This is a genomic window from Nonomuraea sp. NPDC001636 (assembly GCF_040298265.1).
Classification (GTDB): Bacteria; Actinomycetota; Actinomycetes; order Streptosporangiales; family Streptosporangiaceae; genus Nonomuraea.
This window is the reverse complement of record NZ_JBEOZT010000020.1, coordinates 178,390-193,768: the sequence shown is the minus strand read 5'-3', so window position 1 is coordinate 193,768 and position 15,379 is coordinate 178,390. Positions and strand designations below refer to the sequence as shown.

The 15,379-nt window shown below is 73.8% G+C and carries 15 protein-coding genes and 1 pseudogene; 11 read left to right on the top strand and 5 right to left on the bottom strand.

Going from position 1 to position 15,379, the window contains the following annotated elements:
* Nucleotides 1-108 precede the first annotated feature (108 nt).
* Nucleotides 109-1,026: a LysR family transcriptional regulator gene (locus tag ABT158_RS32490; RefSeq protein ID WP_352359953.1), complete on the top strand. Its 918-nt coding sequence runs from the start codon at nucleotides 109-111 to the stop codon at nucleotides 1,024-1,026.
* 38 nt (nucleotides 1,027-1,064) lie between these two features.
* The gene (locus ABT158_RS32485) at nucleotides 1,065-1,745 is read left to right on the top strand and encodes an HAD family hydrolase (protein ID WP_352359951.1); all 681 of its coding nucleotides are present in this window, start codon (nucleotides 1,065-1,067) and stop codon (nucleotides 1,743-1,745) included.
* A 59-nt stretch (nucleotides 1,746-1,804) separates the two neighbouring features.
* Here ABT158_RS32485 and ABT158_RS32480 read toward each other — a convergent pair whose 3' ends face one another.
* Nucleotides 1,805-3,391 carry an FAD-dependent oxidoreductase gene (locus tag ABT158_RS32480; RefSeq protein ID WP_352359949.1) on the bottom strand — a complete coding sequence of 529 codons (1,587 nt, stop codon included), beginning with the start codon at nucleotides 3,389-3,391 and terminating at the stop codon, nucleotides 1,805-1,807.
* A gap of 91 nt (nucleotides 3,392-3,482) precedes the next feature.
* Between ABT158_RS32480 and ABT158_RS32475 the strand changes: the two genes are divergently transcribed.
* A complete protein-coding gene (locus ABT158_RS32475; RefSeq protein WP_352359947.1) occupies nucleotides 3,483-4,073 on the top strand; it encodes a helix-turn-helix domain-containing protein in 591 nt (196 codons plus the stop codon).
* Nucleotides 4,074-4,170: 97 nt separating this feature from the next.
* Here the strand turns inward: ABT158_RS32475 and ABT158_RS32470 are convergent, their stop codons facing one another.
* Nucleotides 4,171-4,626 carry a VOC family protein gene (locus ABT158_RS32470; RefSeq protein WP_352359945.1) on the bottom strand — a complete coding sequence of 152 codons (456 nt, stop codon included), beginning with the start codon at nucleotides 4,624-4,626 and terminating at the stop codon, nucleotides 4,171-4,173.
* 306 nt (nucleotides 4,627-4,932) lie between these two features.
* Between ABT158_RS32470 and ABT158_RS32465 the strand changes: the two genes are divergently transcribed.
* From ABT158_RS32465 to ABT158_RS32430, 8 genes are all read left to right on the top strand, one after another.
* The gene (locus ABT158_RS32465; protein ID WP_352359943.1) at nucleotides 4,933-5,331 is read left to right on the top strand and encodes a hypothetical protein; all 399 of its coding nucleotides are present in this window, start codon (nucleotides 4,933-4,935) and stop codon (nucleotides 5,329-5,331) included.
* 187 nt (nucleotides 5,332-5,518) lie between these two features.
* Nucleotides 5,519-6,628 carry a S1 family peptidase gene (locus tag ABT158_RS32460; protein ID WP_352330681.1) on the top strand — a complete coding sequence of 370 codons (1,110 nt, stop codon included), beginning with the start codon at nucleotides 5,519-5,521 and terminating at the stop codon, nucleotides 6,626-6,628.
* A gap of 264 nt (nucleotides 6,629-6,892) precedes the next feature.
* Nucleotides 6,893-7,903, top strand: a complete 1,011-nt coding sequence (locus tag ABT158_RS32455) for a cucumopine synthase-related protein (RefSeq protein WP_352359942.1) — start codon at nucleotides 6,893-6,895, stop codon at nucleotides 7,901-7,903.
* Nucleotides 7,900-9,009: an NAD(P)/FAD-dependent oxidoreductase gene (locus tag ABT158_RS32450; RefSeq protein ID WP_352359940.1), complete on the top strand. Its 1,110-nt coding sequence runs from the start codon at nucleotides 7,900-7,902 to the stop codon at nucleotides 9,007-9,009. The genes ABT158_RS32455 and ABT158_RS32450 overlap by 4 nt, the downstream gene beginning before the upstream one ends.
* Before the next feature lie 116 nt (nucleotides 9,010-9,125).
* Nucleotides 9,126-10,262, top strand: coding sequence for a 2,5-dihydroxypyridine 5,6-dioxygenase NicX family protein (locus ABT158_RS32445; RefSeq protein ID WP_352359938.1), 1,137 nt, complete (start codon nucleotides 9,126-9,128; stop codon nucleotides 10,260-10,262).
* Between the two features lie 26 nt (nucleotides 10,263-10,288).
* Complete coding sequence (locus ABT158_RS32440) at nucleotides 10,289-11,512, top strand: cytochrome P450 family protein (RefSeq protein ID WP_352359936.1); 1,224 nt, start codon at nucleotides 10,289-10,291, stop codon at nucleotides 11,510-11,512.
* Between the two features lie 149 nt (nucleotides 11,513-11,661).
* Nucleotides 11,662-12,975, top strand: a complete 1,314-nt coding sequence (locus ABT158_RS32435) for a cation:proton antiporter (RefSeq protein WP_352359934.1) — start codon at nucleotides 11,662-11,664, stop codon at nucleotides 12,973-12,975.
* Between the two features lie 40 nt (nucleotides 12,976-13,015).
* On the top strand, nucleotides 13,016-13,564 hold the full coding sequence (locus ABT158_RS32430; protein WP_352359932.1) for a GNAT family N-acetyltransferase: 549 nt from the start codon (nucleotides 13,016-13,018) through the stop codon (nucleotides 13,562-13,564).
* A gap of 15 nt (nucleotides 13,565-13,579) precedes the next feature.
* Here the strand turns inward: ABT158_RS32430 and ABT158_RS32425 are convergent, their stop codons facing one another.
* The 3 genes and pseudogenes from ABT158_RS32425 to ABT158_RS32415 form a co-directional block, all read right to left on the bottom strand.
* On the bottom strand, nucleotides 13,580-13,777 hold the full coding sequence (locus ABT158_RS32425; RefSeq protein WP_352359997.1) for a hypothetical protein: 198 nt from the start codon (nucleotides 13,775-13,777) through the stop codon (nucleotides 13,580-13,582).
* Nucleotides 13,778-13,838: 61 nt separating this feature from the next.
* Nucleotides 13,839-14,033, bottom strand: a pseudogene (locus tag ABT158_RS32420) (hypothetical protein); the annotation flags it as partial.
* 206 nt (nucleotides 14,034-14,239) lie between these two features.
* On the bottom strand, nucleotides 14,240-15,277 hold the full coding sequence (locus tag ABT158_RS32415) for a trypsin-like serine peptidase (protein WP_352359930.1): 1,038 nt from the start codon (nucleotides 15,275-15,277) through the stop codon (nucleotides 14,240-14,242).
* Nucleotides 15,278-15,379: the final 102 nt, after the last annotated feature.

The window sequence follows — 15,379 nt, the reverse complement described above, 5'->3', positions numbered from 1 at the left end:
GGGAAGTGCTTGTGCGGGCCGGTGCGCGCTCCCGGCACCGGTCAGGTTAGGAGCGGCCGGAGGCATTCGGGTAGCGAAAGTTCCTCAAGTCCGGTATGCGTGATCGTCATGGCCTTCACCGACGCGTCGCTCACCGCCCTGCGGGTCTTCCGCGAGGTCGCCGAGCGGGGCACGCTCACCGCGGCGGCCACCGCCCTCGGCTACACGCAGTCCGCCGTGTCCCGGCAGATCGCCGCGCTCGAACGCGCGGCCGGGGCCCGCCTGCTGGAGCGGCGGCACGACGGCGTGCGCCTGACCGCCGCCGGACGGCTCGTGCTGCGCCGCGCCGCGGCCGTCGTGGACGAGGTCGACGCCGCGGCCAGGGAGCTGGCCGGGCTGCCCGGCGAGCCGGCGACCGTCCGGTTCGGCTGGTTCGCCGCGGCGGGGGCCGCGCTGGTGCCCCGCGCGCTGGCCGAGCTGCGCCGCACGCGTCCGTCCATCGCGGTCACCGGGCGGGAGGACGGCAGCTCGGCCCTGGTCCGCGCGTTGCGGGCCGGCACGCTGGACCTGGCCCTGCTCAGCTCGGCCCCGCCGTTCCGCGCCCCGGACGCCGAGACGCCGCCGCTGGAGATCGAGATCCTCACCGAGCGCGGCCTGCGCGTGGCCGTCCCCGCCGGGCACCCGCTGGCCCGGGGCGAGTACGTGGACGTCGCCGACCTGCACGGCCGTCCCTGGATCGCCAGCCCGGCCGCCCCTGCGGGCGAGAGCCCCACCCTGGGTGTGTGGCCCGGCCTGGACGAGCGACCGGAGACGGTGTTCGTCGTCCGCGACTGGCTGGCCAAGCTCGCCCTCGTGGCGGCCGGCTGCGGGCTGACCACGGTGCCGGCGTCGATGGGCCCGGCCGTGCCGGAGGGCGTACGGGTGCTGCCGGTGCGGGGCGGGCCGCGCGAGCAGCGGCGGCTGCTGCTGGCCCGCCTCCCCGGCCCCGTCCCCGGGCCGGTCGCGGACCTGGCGGGCGCGCTGCGCGCCGCCGCCGTCGGCTCCTGAGGCGGCCACCGGTTATGGTGTGGCCTGTGATCCGTGCCGTGGTGGTTGATGTCGACGACACCCTGTGCCTCACCGAGGCCGCGTGCTTCGAGCTGGAGAACGAGGTCCTCGGCCGGCTCGGCCACGGGCCCATGTCGAGGGCGGTGCACGTGGCGACCTGGGGCCGGCCGCTGCACGAGGCCATGCCGCTGCGCTCGCCCGGCCTCGACCTGGCCGCCTACCTGCCCCTGCATCACGCCGTGCTGCGCGAGTACGTGGCGGCCGGGCTGGTCGACGTCGTCCCGGGGGAGAACCTGCGCGCGATCGACGAGCTCACCGCGGCCGGGCGCGCGGTCATGCTGCTGACCTCGCGCGACGAGGCCGAGATGGAGCACCTGATGGCGCCGGGCCACGCGCTCGACGGCCGGATCGCGGCCGTCTACCACGCCGGCAACACCCGCTTCGGCAAGCCCGACCCGCGCGCCTTCGACGAGCTGCTGGCCGCCACCGGCCTGGCCCCCGACGAATGCCTCTACGTGGGCGACTCCCCCACCGACGCCGCGGCGGCCACCGGCGCGGGCCTGCGGTTCGTCGCCTGCATGCAGAGCGGGCTGCGCCGGCCCGCCGACTTCGCCCCGCACCCGGTCGACGCCTTCATCGACGCCTTCCCCGATCTGACCGGCGCCGTCGCCCTGCTGGAGGAGGCCGCCCGCGGCCCGCTGACGACGGCCCTCGACTGACGCGTCCCGGCGTCTGGACAAGGGGGCCGGGGCGGCGTGGAGCCGAGGGTATGAGCGGGTCAGCCGCGCCGCCGGATCCTCAGCACGTTGTCGACGCGGACGGCCGGCGTGCCGCCCGGGGCGGTCTGGGCGCGTTCGAACTCCTCGGCCCGCAGCACCTCCCACTCCCCCTCGGCCAGCTCCAGAGCGTCCAGCACCTGCTGCGGGGTGGGCAGCTCGGCGCGGGCCTCGGGCTCCCACGGCGGGGGGCCGGCGTGCCCGAGCACCAGGAGCTGACCGCCGGGCGCGACCGCCGCGGCGGCGGCGCGCAGGACCTTCTCGCGCGACAGCTCGGCGGGCGAGTGCAGGTAGCTCGCGGTGACCAGGTCGTACTCGCCCTCGGGGAAGGACTCGGCCAGGTCGTGGCGCTGCCAGTCGACGCGCTCGGCCACGCCCGCGTCCGCGGCGTGGGCGGCGGCGCGGGCCAGGGCCACGCCGGAGATGTCGGCGGCGGTGACCCGCCAGCCGCGGCGGGCCAGCCACACGGCGTCGGCGCCCTCGCCGCAGCCCAGTTCCAGCGCGGTGCCGGGGGCCAGGTCCGCGACCTCCTCGACCAGGCGCACGTTGGGGTTGCCGCTCCAGATCCGTTCGGACTGCCCGTAACGCTCGTCCCAGAACTCTTCGCCGGAGAGTGGCGCGCCGGCGGCGGCCGCCACCGCGCGGCGGGTCTCCTCCTCGATCAGGTCGGCGTTGATCGCCGCCGCCGCCCTGACCCCCGCGGCCGCGGCGCCGATGACGTTCTCGCCCAGGTTGGCCACGTTCCCGGCCACCCACACGCCGGGGACGCCGGTCCCGCCGGCCGGGTCGGCGGGCACGTGGACGCCCATGACGTGCCCGTTCATGAGCTGCTCGGCCGTCTCGACGCCGAGCCCGGCCAGCAGGGCCGAGCGGGCGGTGAAGCGCGGGGCGACCACGAAGGCCCGGCACGGGACGACGTCGCCGTTCTCCAGGGTGACGCCGGTGAGCGGGCCGGAGTCCGGCGACAGGCCGGCGACCCGCCCTTCGACGACGGTGACGCCGCGCGCGGCCAGCCTGGCGCGGTCCTCCGCGCCGAGCGGCGGGGCGGTGTGCGTGAAGAGCGTCACGTCGTCGCTCCACTGCCGCCACAGCAGCGCCTGGTGGGCGGCGATCGAGCCGGCGGCCAGCACGCCGATCGGCTGGTCGCGCACCTCCCACCCGTGGCAGTACGGGCAGTGCAGCACCTCCCGGCCCCACCGCTCGGCCACGCCGGGCAGGTCGGGCAGCTCGTCCACCAGGCCCGTGGTGACCAGCAGCCGGTCCGCCACGACCGCGGACCCGTCGGCCAGGCGCACGCGGAAACCGCCGTCGTCCAGGCGTTCGGCCGCCACGGCTGAGCCGGTGACGAGCTCGCCGCCGTACCCGGCCACCTCGTCGCGGCCGGCGGCCAGCAGGTCGAGCGGCGGGGTGCCCTCCCGGCCCAGGTAGGTGTGCACGCCGTCGGCCGGGGCGTTGCGCGGCCGGCCCTCGTCGATCACCAGCACCCGGCGGCGGGCCCGGCTCAGGGTCAGGGCGCCGCTGAGCCCGGCGGCCCCGCCGCCGACGACCACCACGTCGTACTTGTCCACCAGGTCGTACTTGTCGTCCATCGCGTTCCTCCAGAGATGTGCCGATGGCACACTGTGCGTTCCGCGCGACGCGGTTGACAAATGTCGTTGCCGAAATGGCAAGCTGGGCCGCATGGACGAGACACCGGATCTCGACGAGGTCCTGCGGGCGGTGGGGCCGCGGCTGCGGGCGTTGCGGCAGCGGCGGGGCGTGACGCTGACCCAGCTCGCCGAGGCCACGGGCATCTCGGTCAGCACGCTGTCGCGGCTGGAGTCGGGCGGCCGCCGGCCCACGCTGGAGCTGCTGCTGTCGCTGGCGCGCGCCCACCAGGTGCCGCTGGACGAGCTGATCGACGTGCCGCCGACCGGCGATCCGCGGGTGCACCTGCGGCCGGTGTCGCGGCACGGCATGACGTACGTCCCGCTGAGCCGGCGTCCCGGCGGGATCCAGGCGTACAAGCAGATCTACCCGCCGGGCTGGCCCCACGGCGAGTACGAGCAGCGGGCCCACGAGGGCTACGAGTGGCTCTACGTCCTGTCCGGGCGGCTGCGCCTGCTGCTCGGCGAGCACGACGTGCTGCTGACGGCGGGCGAGGTGGCCGAGTTCGACACCCGCGTGCCGCACGCGTTCGCCAATCCCGGCCCCGATCCCACGGAGGTGCTTGCCCTGTTCGGGCGGCAGGGCGAGCGCATGCACGTGCGCGCCCGCCCCACCTCTCGATGAACCACCTCTCGATGAACCACCGCCCGATGAACCACCGCCCGATGAACCACCGCCCGATGAACCACCGCCCGATGAGCCGCCGCCCGGGAGGCGCCGGTCAGGAGGTGCCGAAGCCGTCCAGCTGCTCGCGCTCCTCCGGGGTGGCGAGCTCCTGGAAGACGGTGATGTGCAGGCCGCCGGGCGTGTCGAGGCGGGCGTTGAGCGACTGCCAGGGGGTGAGCGTGGGCGGGGCCACCTCGTCCGCGCCGGCCGACACCAGGCGGGCGGTGGTCGCACGGGAGTCGTCCACCTCGAAGGCGACCCGGAGCTTGGGCGCCACCTGCCGCCCCACCTCGACGTCGTCGATCATCTTCTTCTGCGCCGGGTTCGCGATCTCCAGGGTGGCCCGGCCCGCGTCGAGGATGGCCACGCGGGCGCCGTCGCCGGAGGAGTAGGCGGCCTGCTCGGGCAGGCCGAGCACGTCGCGGTAGAAGGCCAGCGCCGCCTCGTAGTCCTCCGCCTCGACGACCAGCCGGAGCTGTCGGACGGCCGGGGCGTCGGGGTGGTCGTTCATGGGGTTCTCCTCATTCGATGCGGACGATCTCCCCCGCCAACCCGCGCCGCGGCCGGCGAATTCCCCTCCAGCCTCGGTCAGGCCGCGGTGAGGGCCTTGACCAGGTCGTCGAGGACGACACCGGCGGCCGGCGGGGCGCCGCGGGTGCTCCAGACGTAAGCCTTGCCTGTTCGAAGGCAAAGAGACCGTCTGTCAGGACCACCGTCCGGACCCGGCGACGGCCGCCGGGAAAGCCGCGTGAAGTGCGAGAGGGTGGTCTCAGGCCAGTGCCGGCCGGCGCAGGGTCGGGTAGTCGGTGTAGCCGGTGTGGTCGCCGCCGTACCGGTGCTCGATGCGGACGGGGTTGAGCGGGGCGCCGGCGGCCTGCGCGGCGATCACGAGTCGGCCGCCGCGAGCCACCGGCGCGGCCTGGAGATCGCCCGCTCGACCGGTGAGCCCCGGACCCTGGCGCTCTCCCTGGAGGGGCTGGCCGGAGCGGCGGCGCTGGCCGGGGCGGCGGAGCGGGCCGCGTTGCTGCTCGGCGCGGCCGACGGGTTGCGCGGCAGCGTGGGCGCCCCGCTGCCGGCCGCCGAACGCGGCGACGTGGAGAGGATCACCGCGTCCGCCGTCGCCGTGCTGGGCCGGGACGTCTTCGCCGCGACGTTCCTGCATGGCACAAACAACTTTCTTGACATCGCCGAAAATGCCGGGTCGAACTTTTCATGAGTCCTGCTCGGGCCGATGCGATCTCATTCTCCGGAACATAGAGCCAGGTCAGCGGCGCACCTGAGGCGGTTACGCCTCTTCCTTGATCTATTACTCCCGGTCAAAAAATCAGTATGACAGCCCCTTGCCTCCCTTGGGGATTTTGTTCATATTTGCGGGCAAGTCACCCCACCCTCAGGAGGCTCCATTGAGCATCCATGGCTTACGGATCCGGCGCGCCGCACTGATCGTCGCCACCGCCGGACTCCTCACCGGCGCGGTCACGGGCGTACCCGCCCAGGCGTCGCCCGCGCCGGCCCAGCCCGCCGCCGACCCGGCCGCCGCCGCGGCCAGGCTGGAGGGGCAGCTCGGCGCCCGCACCGCCGGCTCCTACTTCGACCAGGCACAGGGCAAGATGGTGGTCACCACCACCGATCCGGCCGACGCCGAGGCCATCACCGCCTCGGGCGCCGTGCCGCGTGTCGTGTCCCGCAGCGGCCCCGCACTTGAGGCCATCATGTCCTTCCTCGACCGCACGGCCGCCGTCCCCGGCACCGCGTGGGCCGTCGACCCGGCCTCCAACCAGGTCGTCGTCTGGGTGGACAGCACCGTCGCGAGCAGCGCGCGCACCAAGGTCCAGATCGCGGTCCAGCAGGCCAACACCCAGGCGGCCGCCGCGCAGGGCCAGAGCGCCGAGGCGGCCACGCCCGCGGTGCGCGTCGAGAACGAGCCCGGCAGGTTCAGCCTCTTCATCCAGGGCGGCGACGCGATCTACGGCGGCCAGTACCGCTGCTCGCTGGGCTTCAACGTGGTCAGCGGTTCGACCTACTACTTCCTGACCGCCGGCCACTGCGGCAACATCGCCTCCACGTGGTACGCCAACTCCGCGAAGACCACGACCCTGGGCAACACGACGGGATCCAGCTTCCCGGGCAACGACTACGCCATCGTCAAGTACACCAACACCAGCATCGCCCACCCGGGCGGCGTGGACCTCTACAGCGGCTCGCGGGACATCACCAGCGCGGGCAACGCCTACGTCGGCCAGTCCGTGCAGCGCAGCGGCAGCACGACGCACGTGCACAGCGGTTCGGTGACGGCGCTCAACGCCACCGTGAACTACGCCGAGGGCACCGTACGTCAGATGATCAAGACCAACGTCTGCGCCGAGGGCGGCGACAGCGGCGGCGCGCTGTTCTCCGGCGGCGTCGCGCTCGGCCTGACCTCCGGCGGCAGCGGCAACTGCTCCAGCGGCGGGACGACGTTCTTCCAGCCGGTCACCGAGGCGCTGAGCGCCTACGGGGTGAACGTCTTCTGATCGGCCGCTGACCGCGGACGAGCCGATCTCCGTGCGGGCCGCGTGCAGGCGCGGCCCGCACGTTCGCGTAAAGGAACCTATACAAAACAGACAAAACGTCCTAATGTGGGCATCGCCCCAGTCGGCAACGACTGGGGCGCCAAACTTCCTCCGCCGGCGCGCGCGACGACCGCCCACGGCGCCCTCTTTCCGGACAATTCCCCTTACGGCCGCCGTCCGACCCCCTCCATTACGGGCCGTAACAGCTGTGTTACTGTCCGCGTTATGAACAAATCGGCCACTGAGCGGCAGATCGAAATTCTCTGGCCCACCATCGGCGTATCGGTCACAGCAGACCTTGACGGACGCAACCGCGACCTCGCCGACGCGTTGTGGCGGACCCTGCCCTACCGCAGCCTGCAAGGCCACGCCCTCGTGGCGGGCCACCACCTCTACCATCTGGCCCCGATGCCCGAGTTGCTGCACGTCCCGGGCGTCCACAAGATCGACCGGCGGATCGCGCCCGACGGATCGGTGTTCTGCTCCCGTCTCCAGCACCTCGGCATCAAGTACGGCCCGCTGAGCGAGCCCATGCCCGCCACGCCCATCGGCACCGTCCGCGAGGAGGACCTCGACGCGCTCGCCGAGGCCGGGAAGGCGGTCTGGCAGTCGGTGTACTCCGGCGGCGAGCCCGTGATCGTCGAGGTGCGCAAGGCCGGCGACGGCGGCGGCCACCAGCTGCGCCGCCCGACGGCCCGGCACACCGAGGCCGAGCAGCTCCTCGCCGAGCTGCACGAGGAGATCGAGCGCATCTGGCTCGACCCGCCCCAGGAGCTGGTCGACCTGCACGAGGGCCGCATCGCCTCGGGCGCGGGCAGCTTCGGCACCACGCTGACCACGATGCTGTTCGTCAACGGCGAGACCCGCCCGCTGGGCTACTGCTGCTACTCCGGCCTGGTCAGGGCCGCCCAGCAGCAGCAGCTCCCGCTGGAGTTCCTGCAGCAGATGGCCCGCATCATGGCCGCCACCCCGGCCGAGTTCCTCGGCTACTGCGGGCTGAACAAGCTGCACCAGTTCACCGAGCGCGCGCTGGAGGTCGCCGACCAGCTCCAGGACCGCGAGGACTTCGTCGCGCTCATGAGCCACATGGCCCTGTACGTCAACTGCCTGGGCGCCTGGAACCTCCAGCTCTTCCCGTGGCAGGTCGACGAGCACCTGCGCGCGGACGGCTCGGTGGCGCCGATCTCCCGCTCGATGCTGACTCCCTTCGAGGGCGGGACGGTGGCCCCGGCATGAGCCAGGCCGACCGGGCCGAGGTGGTGGTCATCGGCGGCGGCGTGATCGGCCTGTCGATCGCGGCCCACCTGGCCGAGGCGGGGGTCGAGACCGTCGTCCTGGAACGCGACGACCTGGCCTCCGGCGCCTCGCGGGCCACCGCGGACGTGCTGCGCGCCTACTTCTCCGGCGACCCGGTCAGCTCCGCCATGGCGGTGCGCAGCCTGTCGGCCTACCAGTCGTTCCCGCGCTGGCCCGGCGCCGAGCTGCCGATGCGGCAGGTGGGCTACCTCGTGCTGTTCACCGAACGGGAGCAGGTGAACAGGTTCGAGGCCGAGCTGCCGGCGCAGCGGGCCGCGGGCGTGGACGTGTCGCTGATCGGCGCGGAGGAGGCCAGGCGGCTCAACCCGCTGGTCGAGGAGCCGTCGCTGCTGGCGGCCGCGTGGTCGCCGCAGGCGTTCGTGAGCGACACGGCCGCCATCGTGGAGGCGTACGCGGAGGGCGCGGCGCGGGCGGGCGCCTCGCTGCGCACCGGCTGCCCGGTCACCGCCGTCGATCCGGCCACCGGGCGGGTCGAGACCGCGGACGGCACGCTCACCGCGCAGGCGATCGTGTGCGCGGCCGGGGCCTGGTCGGGCTGGATCGCCTCGGCGGCGGGCGTGGACCTGCCGCTGACCGGGCCGGCGGTGCAGGAGCTGCTCACCACCGGCCCGCTGCCCGAGGTGCCGGACATTCCGGTCACCCTGCACGCCGCCAGCGGGCTGCTGATCCGCCGGCGCGGCGACCGGATCCTGATCGGCATGGGCAACCCCGGCACCGACCGGGACGCCTGGTTCGTCAAGGCCAGGGCCCAGCTCGCCACCACCTACCCCGGCCTGGACCTGTCCGGGCTGGAGACGGCGGTGCGCGGCCCGAGAGACGCCAGCCCCGACCGGTCGGCCTTCATCGGCCGGCTGCCCGGATCGCCGGCTTTCCTGTACGCCACCGGGTTCTCCGGCCACGGGCTGTGCAACGCCCCGGCGGCCGGCGAGCTGGTCCGTGACCTGTACCTGGGCCACGACCCGGCGGACGCGTTCGGCTTCGACCCGATCGAGCTGTCGGCCGGGTCGCGGCGACGCTCGCGCTGACACCGCACCCGCAGTCGTGCCGCCCGCGCCGGCGCCGCATCCTTTCCGTGATCGAGGCGTGGCGTTGCCGCGGGTTGGCACGGCAGCGGGTACGACCGGCACCGGGGGAGACAACGATGACCACGAATCCGTACGCCACGGCGCCCGTCGGCTACGCGGCCGAGCCGACGGCCGCGCCGTACTCGATCGTCGAGCTCATGCCCGGCGCCCGCAACCTCGTGCACTACCTGCGGGTGGCGCCGGGCGAGCGGGTGCTGGTGCTGGCCGAGCACACCGTCGACCCGGTGGTCGTCCAGGCCATCGCGGCCGCGGCGGCCTACCGTGACGCCGACGTGCACATCCTGTCGGTGGCGCCGTTCAGCCCGGGCGGCTGGGACAGCGGGGCCGGGCATCACGTCGAGCGGGCCGCCGTCGGGGCGTCCGACGTCGTCATCGCCTGCACCTGGTGGGGCGAGGTGCACACCGCGCCGCTGTTCTTCGACGAGATCGCGGCCTTGCCGGTCAGGTTCGCGTCCCTGCACATGAGCGCCACGGCCGGCGCGCTGCTCACCGGCGCCCGCCTGCCCAACGAGGTCTTCTACGCCCTGGCGCACCGCACGCTGGAGAAGCTGGCCGCGACCACCAGGCTCCGGGTCACCTCGACGACCGGCACGGACCTGACGCTGTCCGGGCTGACCCTCATGCCGGACGCCGAGCCGCCGGGCCCCGGCCAGTGGCGGCCCTTCCCGTACGGCGGCGTCAACTTCTGGCCCGCCGACACCGAGGGCGTGCTCGTCGTCGAGGACTGCACGGTGACCGGCGTGCCCGAGGAGCCGCTGAGCGTCCACCTGGCCGGCAACGTCGTGCAGAAGATCGAGGGCGGGGCGGCCGCCGACCGGCTGCGCCGCTTCTCCCCCGGCGGCTTCTACCTGCGGCACGCCCTGATCGGGCTGAACCCGAAGGTGCGGGTGGCGGGCGGCAGCCAGTTCGAGCGGGAGAAGCACGCCGGCGCGTTCTACTGCGGGCTCGACGCGCTCACCGACGGCGTGGCCGTCACCACCGCGCCCGGCTTCGCCCACTGCGACTGCCAGGTGGACCGGCCCACCCTGTACGCCGACGACGAGCCGCTCGTCCTCGACGGCCGGCTGCTGCTGCTCGACGACCCCGAGATCCGCCGGGTGGCCGAACGCTTCGGGCCGCCGGACGTGATCCTCGACGACAACCCGGTCATGGTCCTCCCCCGCCGCTACAGCGGGGCGACGTCGAGCCGATGACCGCCCGACCGCACCAGACAGACAGGATGACCATGGAACCCGAGTTCGTCCTCGACCCGGCCACCCTCGACCTGCACGACAGCGACGAGCGGCTGCGCCGGGCCGGCCCGCTCGTCCCGGTACGGGTCGAGGGCGTGCTGGCCTGGGCCGCCACCAGCCACGCGACGCTGGAGGCGGTGCTGTCGCACCCGGCGATGACGCGCGACATCCGGTACTGGGACCCCGAGGCCCGTGCCGCGGCCCCTCAGGGCACGTCGCTGATGCGGCTCGTCACCGACGCGTCCATGCTCAACGCCGACGGCGAGGACCACCGACGGCTGCGCGGCCCGCTGGTCAAGCTGTTCAGCGCGCGCCAGGTGCAGCGGATGGAGCCGTGGATCACCTCCATCGTCGGCGACCTGCTGGAGGACCTGGCGACCAGGCCGCCGGACGAGCCGGTCGACCTGCGCGCCGAGTACGCCTACCCGCTGCCGTTGCGCGTCATCGTCGAGATGCTGGGCGTGCCCGACTCCCACCGCGAGCGCCTGCGCGCGCTCACCGACGAGGTGGTGCAGCTCGACCAGAGCCCGCCGGACAGCCCGGAGGGTCGCAGGGCGCTGTTCGAGCTGGTCGGCGAGATCATCGAGGTGCGGCGCGGCACGCCCGGCGAGGACCTGACGAGCGAGCTGATCGCGCTGCACGCCCAGGGCCGGCTGGACGACGCCGAGCTGCGGGACACCGTGCAGGTGCTGCTGATCGCCGGCCACGTCACGACGATCAACCTCATCGCGCACGCCGTGCGCGCCCTGCTGGGCCGGCCCGAGCAGCTCGAACTGCTGCGCTCGGGGGCCGTGCCGTGGAGCGCGGCGGTGGAGGAGGCGCTGCGCTGGGAGTCGCCCAACGCCTACTTCCCGATGCGTTACGCCATGGAGGACCTGGAGATCGAGGGCGTCCGGCTGCGGGCGGGCGAGGCGGTGCTGGCCTGCTTCTCCGCCGCCGGGCGCGACCCCGAGCGGTTCGGCGAGAACGCCGCCGACTTCGACGTGACCAGGCCGGCCGTGCCGCATCTGGCGTTCGGGCACGGGCCGCACTTCTGCCTGGGCGCGCCGCTGGCCCGGCTGCAGGCCGAGGTGGCGCTGCCGGCCCTGTTCGCGACGTTCCCCGGCATGCGGGCCGCCGGGCCGCTCGACGACCTGCCCCGGCTCACCTCGCTGCTGGACAACGGCGTGCGCGCCCTGCCGGTGCTGCTCGGCCCGCGCGCCACCGGCTGAGCTCCGCCGGTTTCTCCGTACGTGCGGATCTTCATGGGCCGGTTTCTCGGAAAGTGCCGCATGTGAACGGGTCCGTTGCGGCAGGCGCGCCGGGCGTTCTTTGCTGAGTATCCGGGTTCGGAAACCAGGATCGACCTCCAGGGGTATTCATGCAGACGCCCATCGCCCCCATCGGCGCGCACGGCATGCTCGTGTTCCTGTCGCAGATCGGCTTGATGCTCGCCCTCGCCCTGGCACTCGGCGCGCTGGCGGCCCGGTTCCGGCTGCCCGCCGTGGTGGGCGAGCTGTTCGCCGGGGTCGTGCTCGGGCCGTCGATCCTGGCGCACGTCGCGCCGGACCTCCAGCGCTGGCTCTTCCCCGCCGACCCCGGCCAGTTCCACCTGCTGGACGCCGTCGGGCAGGTCGGCGTGCTGCTGCTGGTCGGGCTGACCGGCATCCACATGGACCTGAACCTGGTGCGCCGGCGGGCGGCCACCGCGGCCGGGGTCAGCATGGGCGGCCTGATCATCCCGCTCGGGCTCGGCATCGCCACCGGGTTCCTGCTGCCCCGGATGATCGTCCCCGACGGCACCGACGCGACGGTGTTCGCGCTGTTCATGGGCGTGGCGATGTGCGTGAGCGCGATCCCCGTGCTGGCCAAGACGCTGATGGACATGCGGCTGCTGCACCGCAACATCGGCCAGCTCACGCTCACCGCCGGGATGATCGACGACGCGTTCGGCTGGTTCATGCTCTCGATCGTCAGCGCCATGGCCGTCAACGCGGTCAGCACCGGCACCGTGGTCACCTCGCTGGCCTACCTGGTGGCCATCGTCGTGGTGGCCCTGACCGTCGGGCGTCCGCTGGTGCGCGGCGCGATGCGGCTGGCGGCCCGGTCGCCCGAGGCGGGCCCGACGGTCGGCACGGCGATCGTGCTGATCGTGCTGGCCTCGGCCGGGACGCACGCGCTGGGCCTGGAGTCGGTCTTCGGCGCGTTCGTGATGGGCATGCTCATCGGCGGCGCGGGACGGGTGGACCCGGCCCGGCTGGCGCCGCTGCGCACGGTGACGCTGTACGGCTTCGCCCCCGTCTTCTTCGCCACCGCCGGGCTGCGGATGGACCTGACCGCGCTGACCCGCCCGCCGGTGCTGCTGGCCGGGCTCGCGGTGCTGGCCGTCGCGATCGCCGGCAAGTTCGTCGGCGCGTACGCCGGCGCCCGGCTGAGCCGGCTCAACCGCTGGGAGGCGCTGGCCCTGGGCGCCGGGCTCAACGCGCGCGGCGTGATCGAGGTCGTGGTGGCCATGGTCGGCCTGCGGCTGGGCATCCTCAGCGTCGAGGCGTACACGCTGGTGGTGCTGGTCGCGATCGTCACGTCGCTGATGACGCCGCCCATCCTGCGCGCGGCGATGGCCCGGGTGGAGCAGACGGCCGACGAGGAGATCCGCGAGACGGCCCACCGCGCCTGGACCACCACGGCGAGCTGACGCGGACGACGCCTCCCGCGGCACGCCCTAAGGTGGCCCCATGTCCGAAATGCCGTCACGGGTGGAGCTGCACCCGCTCACCCTCTCCGACCAGGACGAGTTCTGCTCGCTCGTCCGGGCCAGCGCCGAACTGCACGGGCCGTGGATGCAACTGCCCTCGACCGCCGAGGAGTTCCGGACCTGGATGCGCCGCTTCGACGACGGCAGCAACCTGGGCTTCCTGATCCGCGTCAGGGAGACCGGCGCCGCCGCCGGCATGGTCAACATCAACTCGATCATCCGGGGCCGCTACCAGGGGGCGTCCATCGGGTACGCGGCCTTCGCGCCGTCCGCGGGGCGCGGCTACATGACCGACGGGCTCACCCTGGCCCTGCGGCACGCGTTCGGCGACCTGCGGCTCCACCGCCTGGAGGCCAACATCCAGCCGGCGAACAAGGCGTCCCTGGCCCTGGCCCGGCGGCTGGGCTTCCGTTACGAGGGGCTGTCACCCGACTACCTCTACATCGACGGCGCCTGGCGCGACCACGAACGCTGGTCCATCACCGCGCCGAGCCCCTGGCAGCCCGATCCCTCCCTGCCGGAGATCTGACCGCCGGAGGGGGCGTCAGGGCGACGGCAGCACCCGCGTGGCCGTCACGAGGTCGTGCAGGGCGGCCCGGTCGCGGCGGGTCAGCACCAGCACGACCGAGGCCCCGGCCAGGGCGTACGCCGCGACCAGAAGCGGCATGGCGACGGCCGAGTCCGGCTCGCGGACCAGCCGGGAGACCGCCATGTGGGCGCACTGCCACGGAAGCAGCTTCACCAGGGCGCGCCACGATCCGCGCCACGCCGGGCCGCCCCCCACCGGCCAGGGCCACGACGAGGCCCGCCCGCCGCTTGCCCCACGTGGCCTGCCGCCGCCCCGCCTCCCCGATGACCAGGTACGCCCCGACGGGCAGCACGCTCAGCGCGGTGATCAGCAGGTCGGTGCCCAGGGCGCCGAGCCCGCCGAACCCCGCTCCGGCGCGGCTCAGCGGGACGAACACCCCGGCCAGCGCCGTCAGCCAGGCGGCGATCACGAGATAGTCCCAGCCGGCCGCCACCAGCCTCGGACGTAACGCCGCCCGGCCGCCTGGCGTCCGCTTCCGCTCGTTCAGCAACGCATCGCCTCCATGACCCGCACACTCAAGGGAGCCCGATCTTCGCACGACGGCGACCAGGCGGAGGACGAGGGGGCGCCCCGCACATCACTCACCAGCGGCTACCGGGCACCGGGTCCGCCCGGTCAGCCGGAGACGTACGTGATGGAGCCGGTCCAGCGGTTGGCCGCGTCCCGGTAGACCTGGAACAGGCCGGTGTCGAAGTACGGGGAGATGCCGGTGTCGTACCGCCCGTCGGCGTCGGTCTCGGCGACGCTGATCGTCAGGCCGGTCAGGTAGCCTGCGCGGGTCTCGGCGTCGTACCCGGTCACCCACGCCGCCCCGGGTGCGGCGGTGAACGGCGAGTCCACGCCGACGGGCCGGTCCGCGCGCAGGCCGGAGGGCTTGACCGCGAACGTCGGCCCGGTCGAGCGTTCGAGGTTCCGGCCCGGGTACGGGGCCGAGCCGTCGGGGTGCGGCCCGGACGGGTGGCCGAAGACGTCGGCCGCGGCCGGGAGCGGCTGGTTGGCCGCGATCCCGAGGCCGCCGACGTTGTCGCCGAGGCGGCCGACGGTGGTCAGCGTGTCCGGGGCGGACGGGACGACGCCGCTGTAGACGGTGGCGAAGGCGTAGTCGCGGTCGAAGTCGTGCAGGTCCTCGAAGTCGTAGTGGGTGATGCCCTGCTTGCCGACGTACAGGCCGTAGGGGGTGGCGCCGTCGGAGTAGGCCGGGACGAAGGCCCACTTGCCGAGCGCGCCCATCGGGGCCTCGATGTCGAACACGCAGTGGCCCGCGGTGGCGACCAGGTTGCGGTAGTTCGACTGCACCGAGGTGCCGGTGCACCAGTGGGGCAGGCCGTCGCTGCCGATGAAGAACACCTTGCCGGACGTCACGACCTCGTCGCCGGGCGGCGGGTTCTCGGCCCCGATCGGCGGGGTGCTGACCGCGGGCCCGTCCGGGACGACGCCGGTGGACAGGCGTTCGCCCCCCGCCGCCGCGGCCAGGACGGTGTACGGCGTGGCGGCCCGCAGGTTTGCGGCGTCGTCGGCGAGCCAGAACCCGGCCACCTCCCTGGCCTTGTCCACGACGGTGGCCAGCGGGACCGTCGCGACGGTGGCCGCCCGCGCGGGCCCGGCCACGACGACGGGGGCCAGCAGGCTCAGCGCGGCGGCTGACGCGATCATTGCACGCCTCAAGGACATCTCTCCGTCCGGTGGAGCCGGCCGGACGGCCCGGCCGGCGAACACCAAGATCGTAAGCACGGCAGGCGACGGGTGCCCACAAGT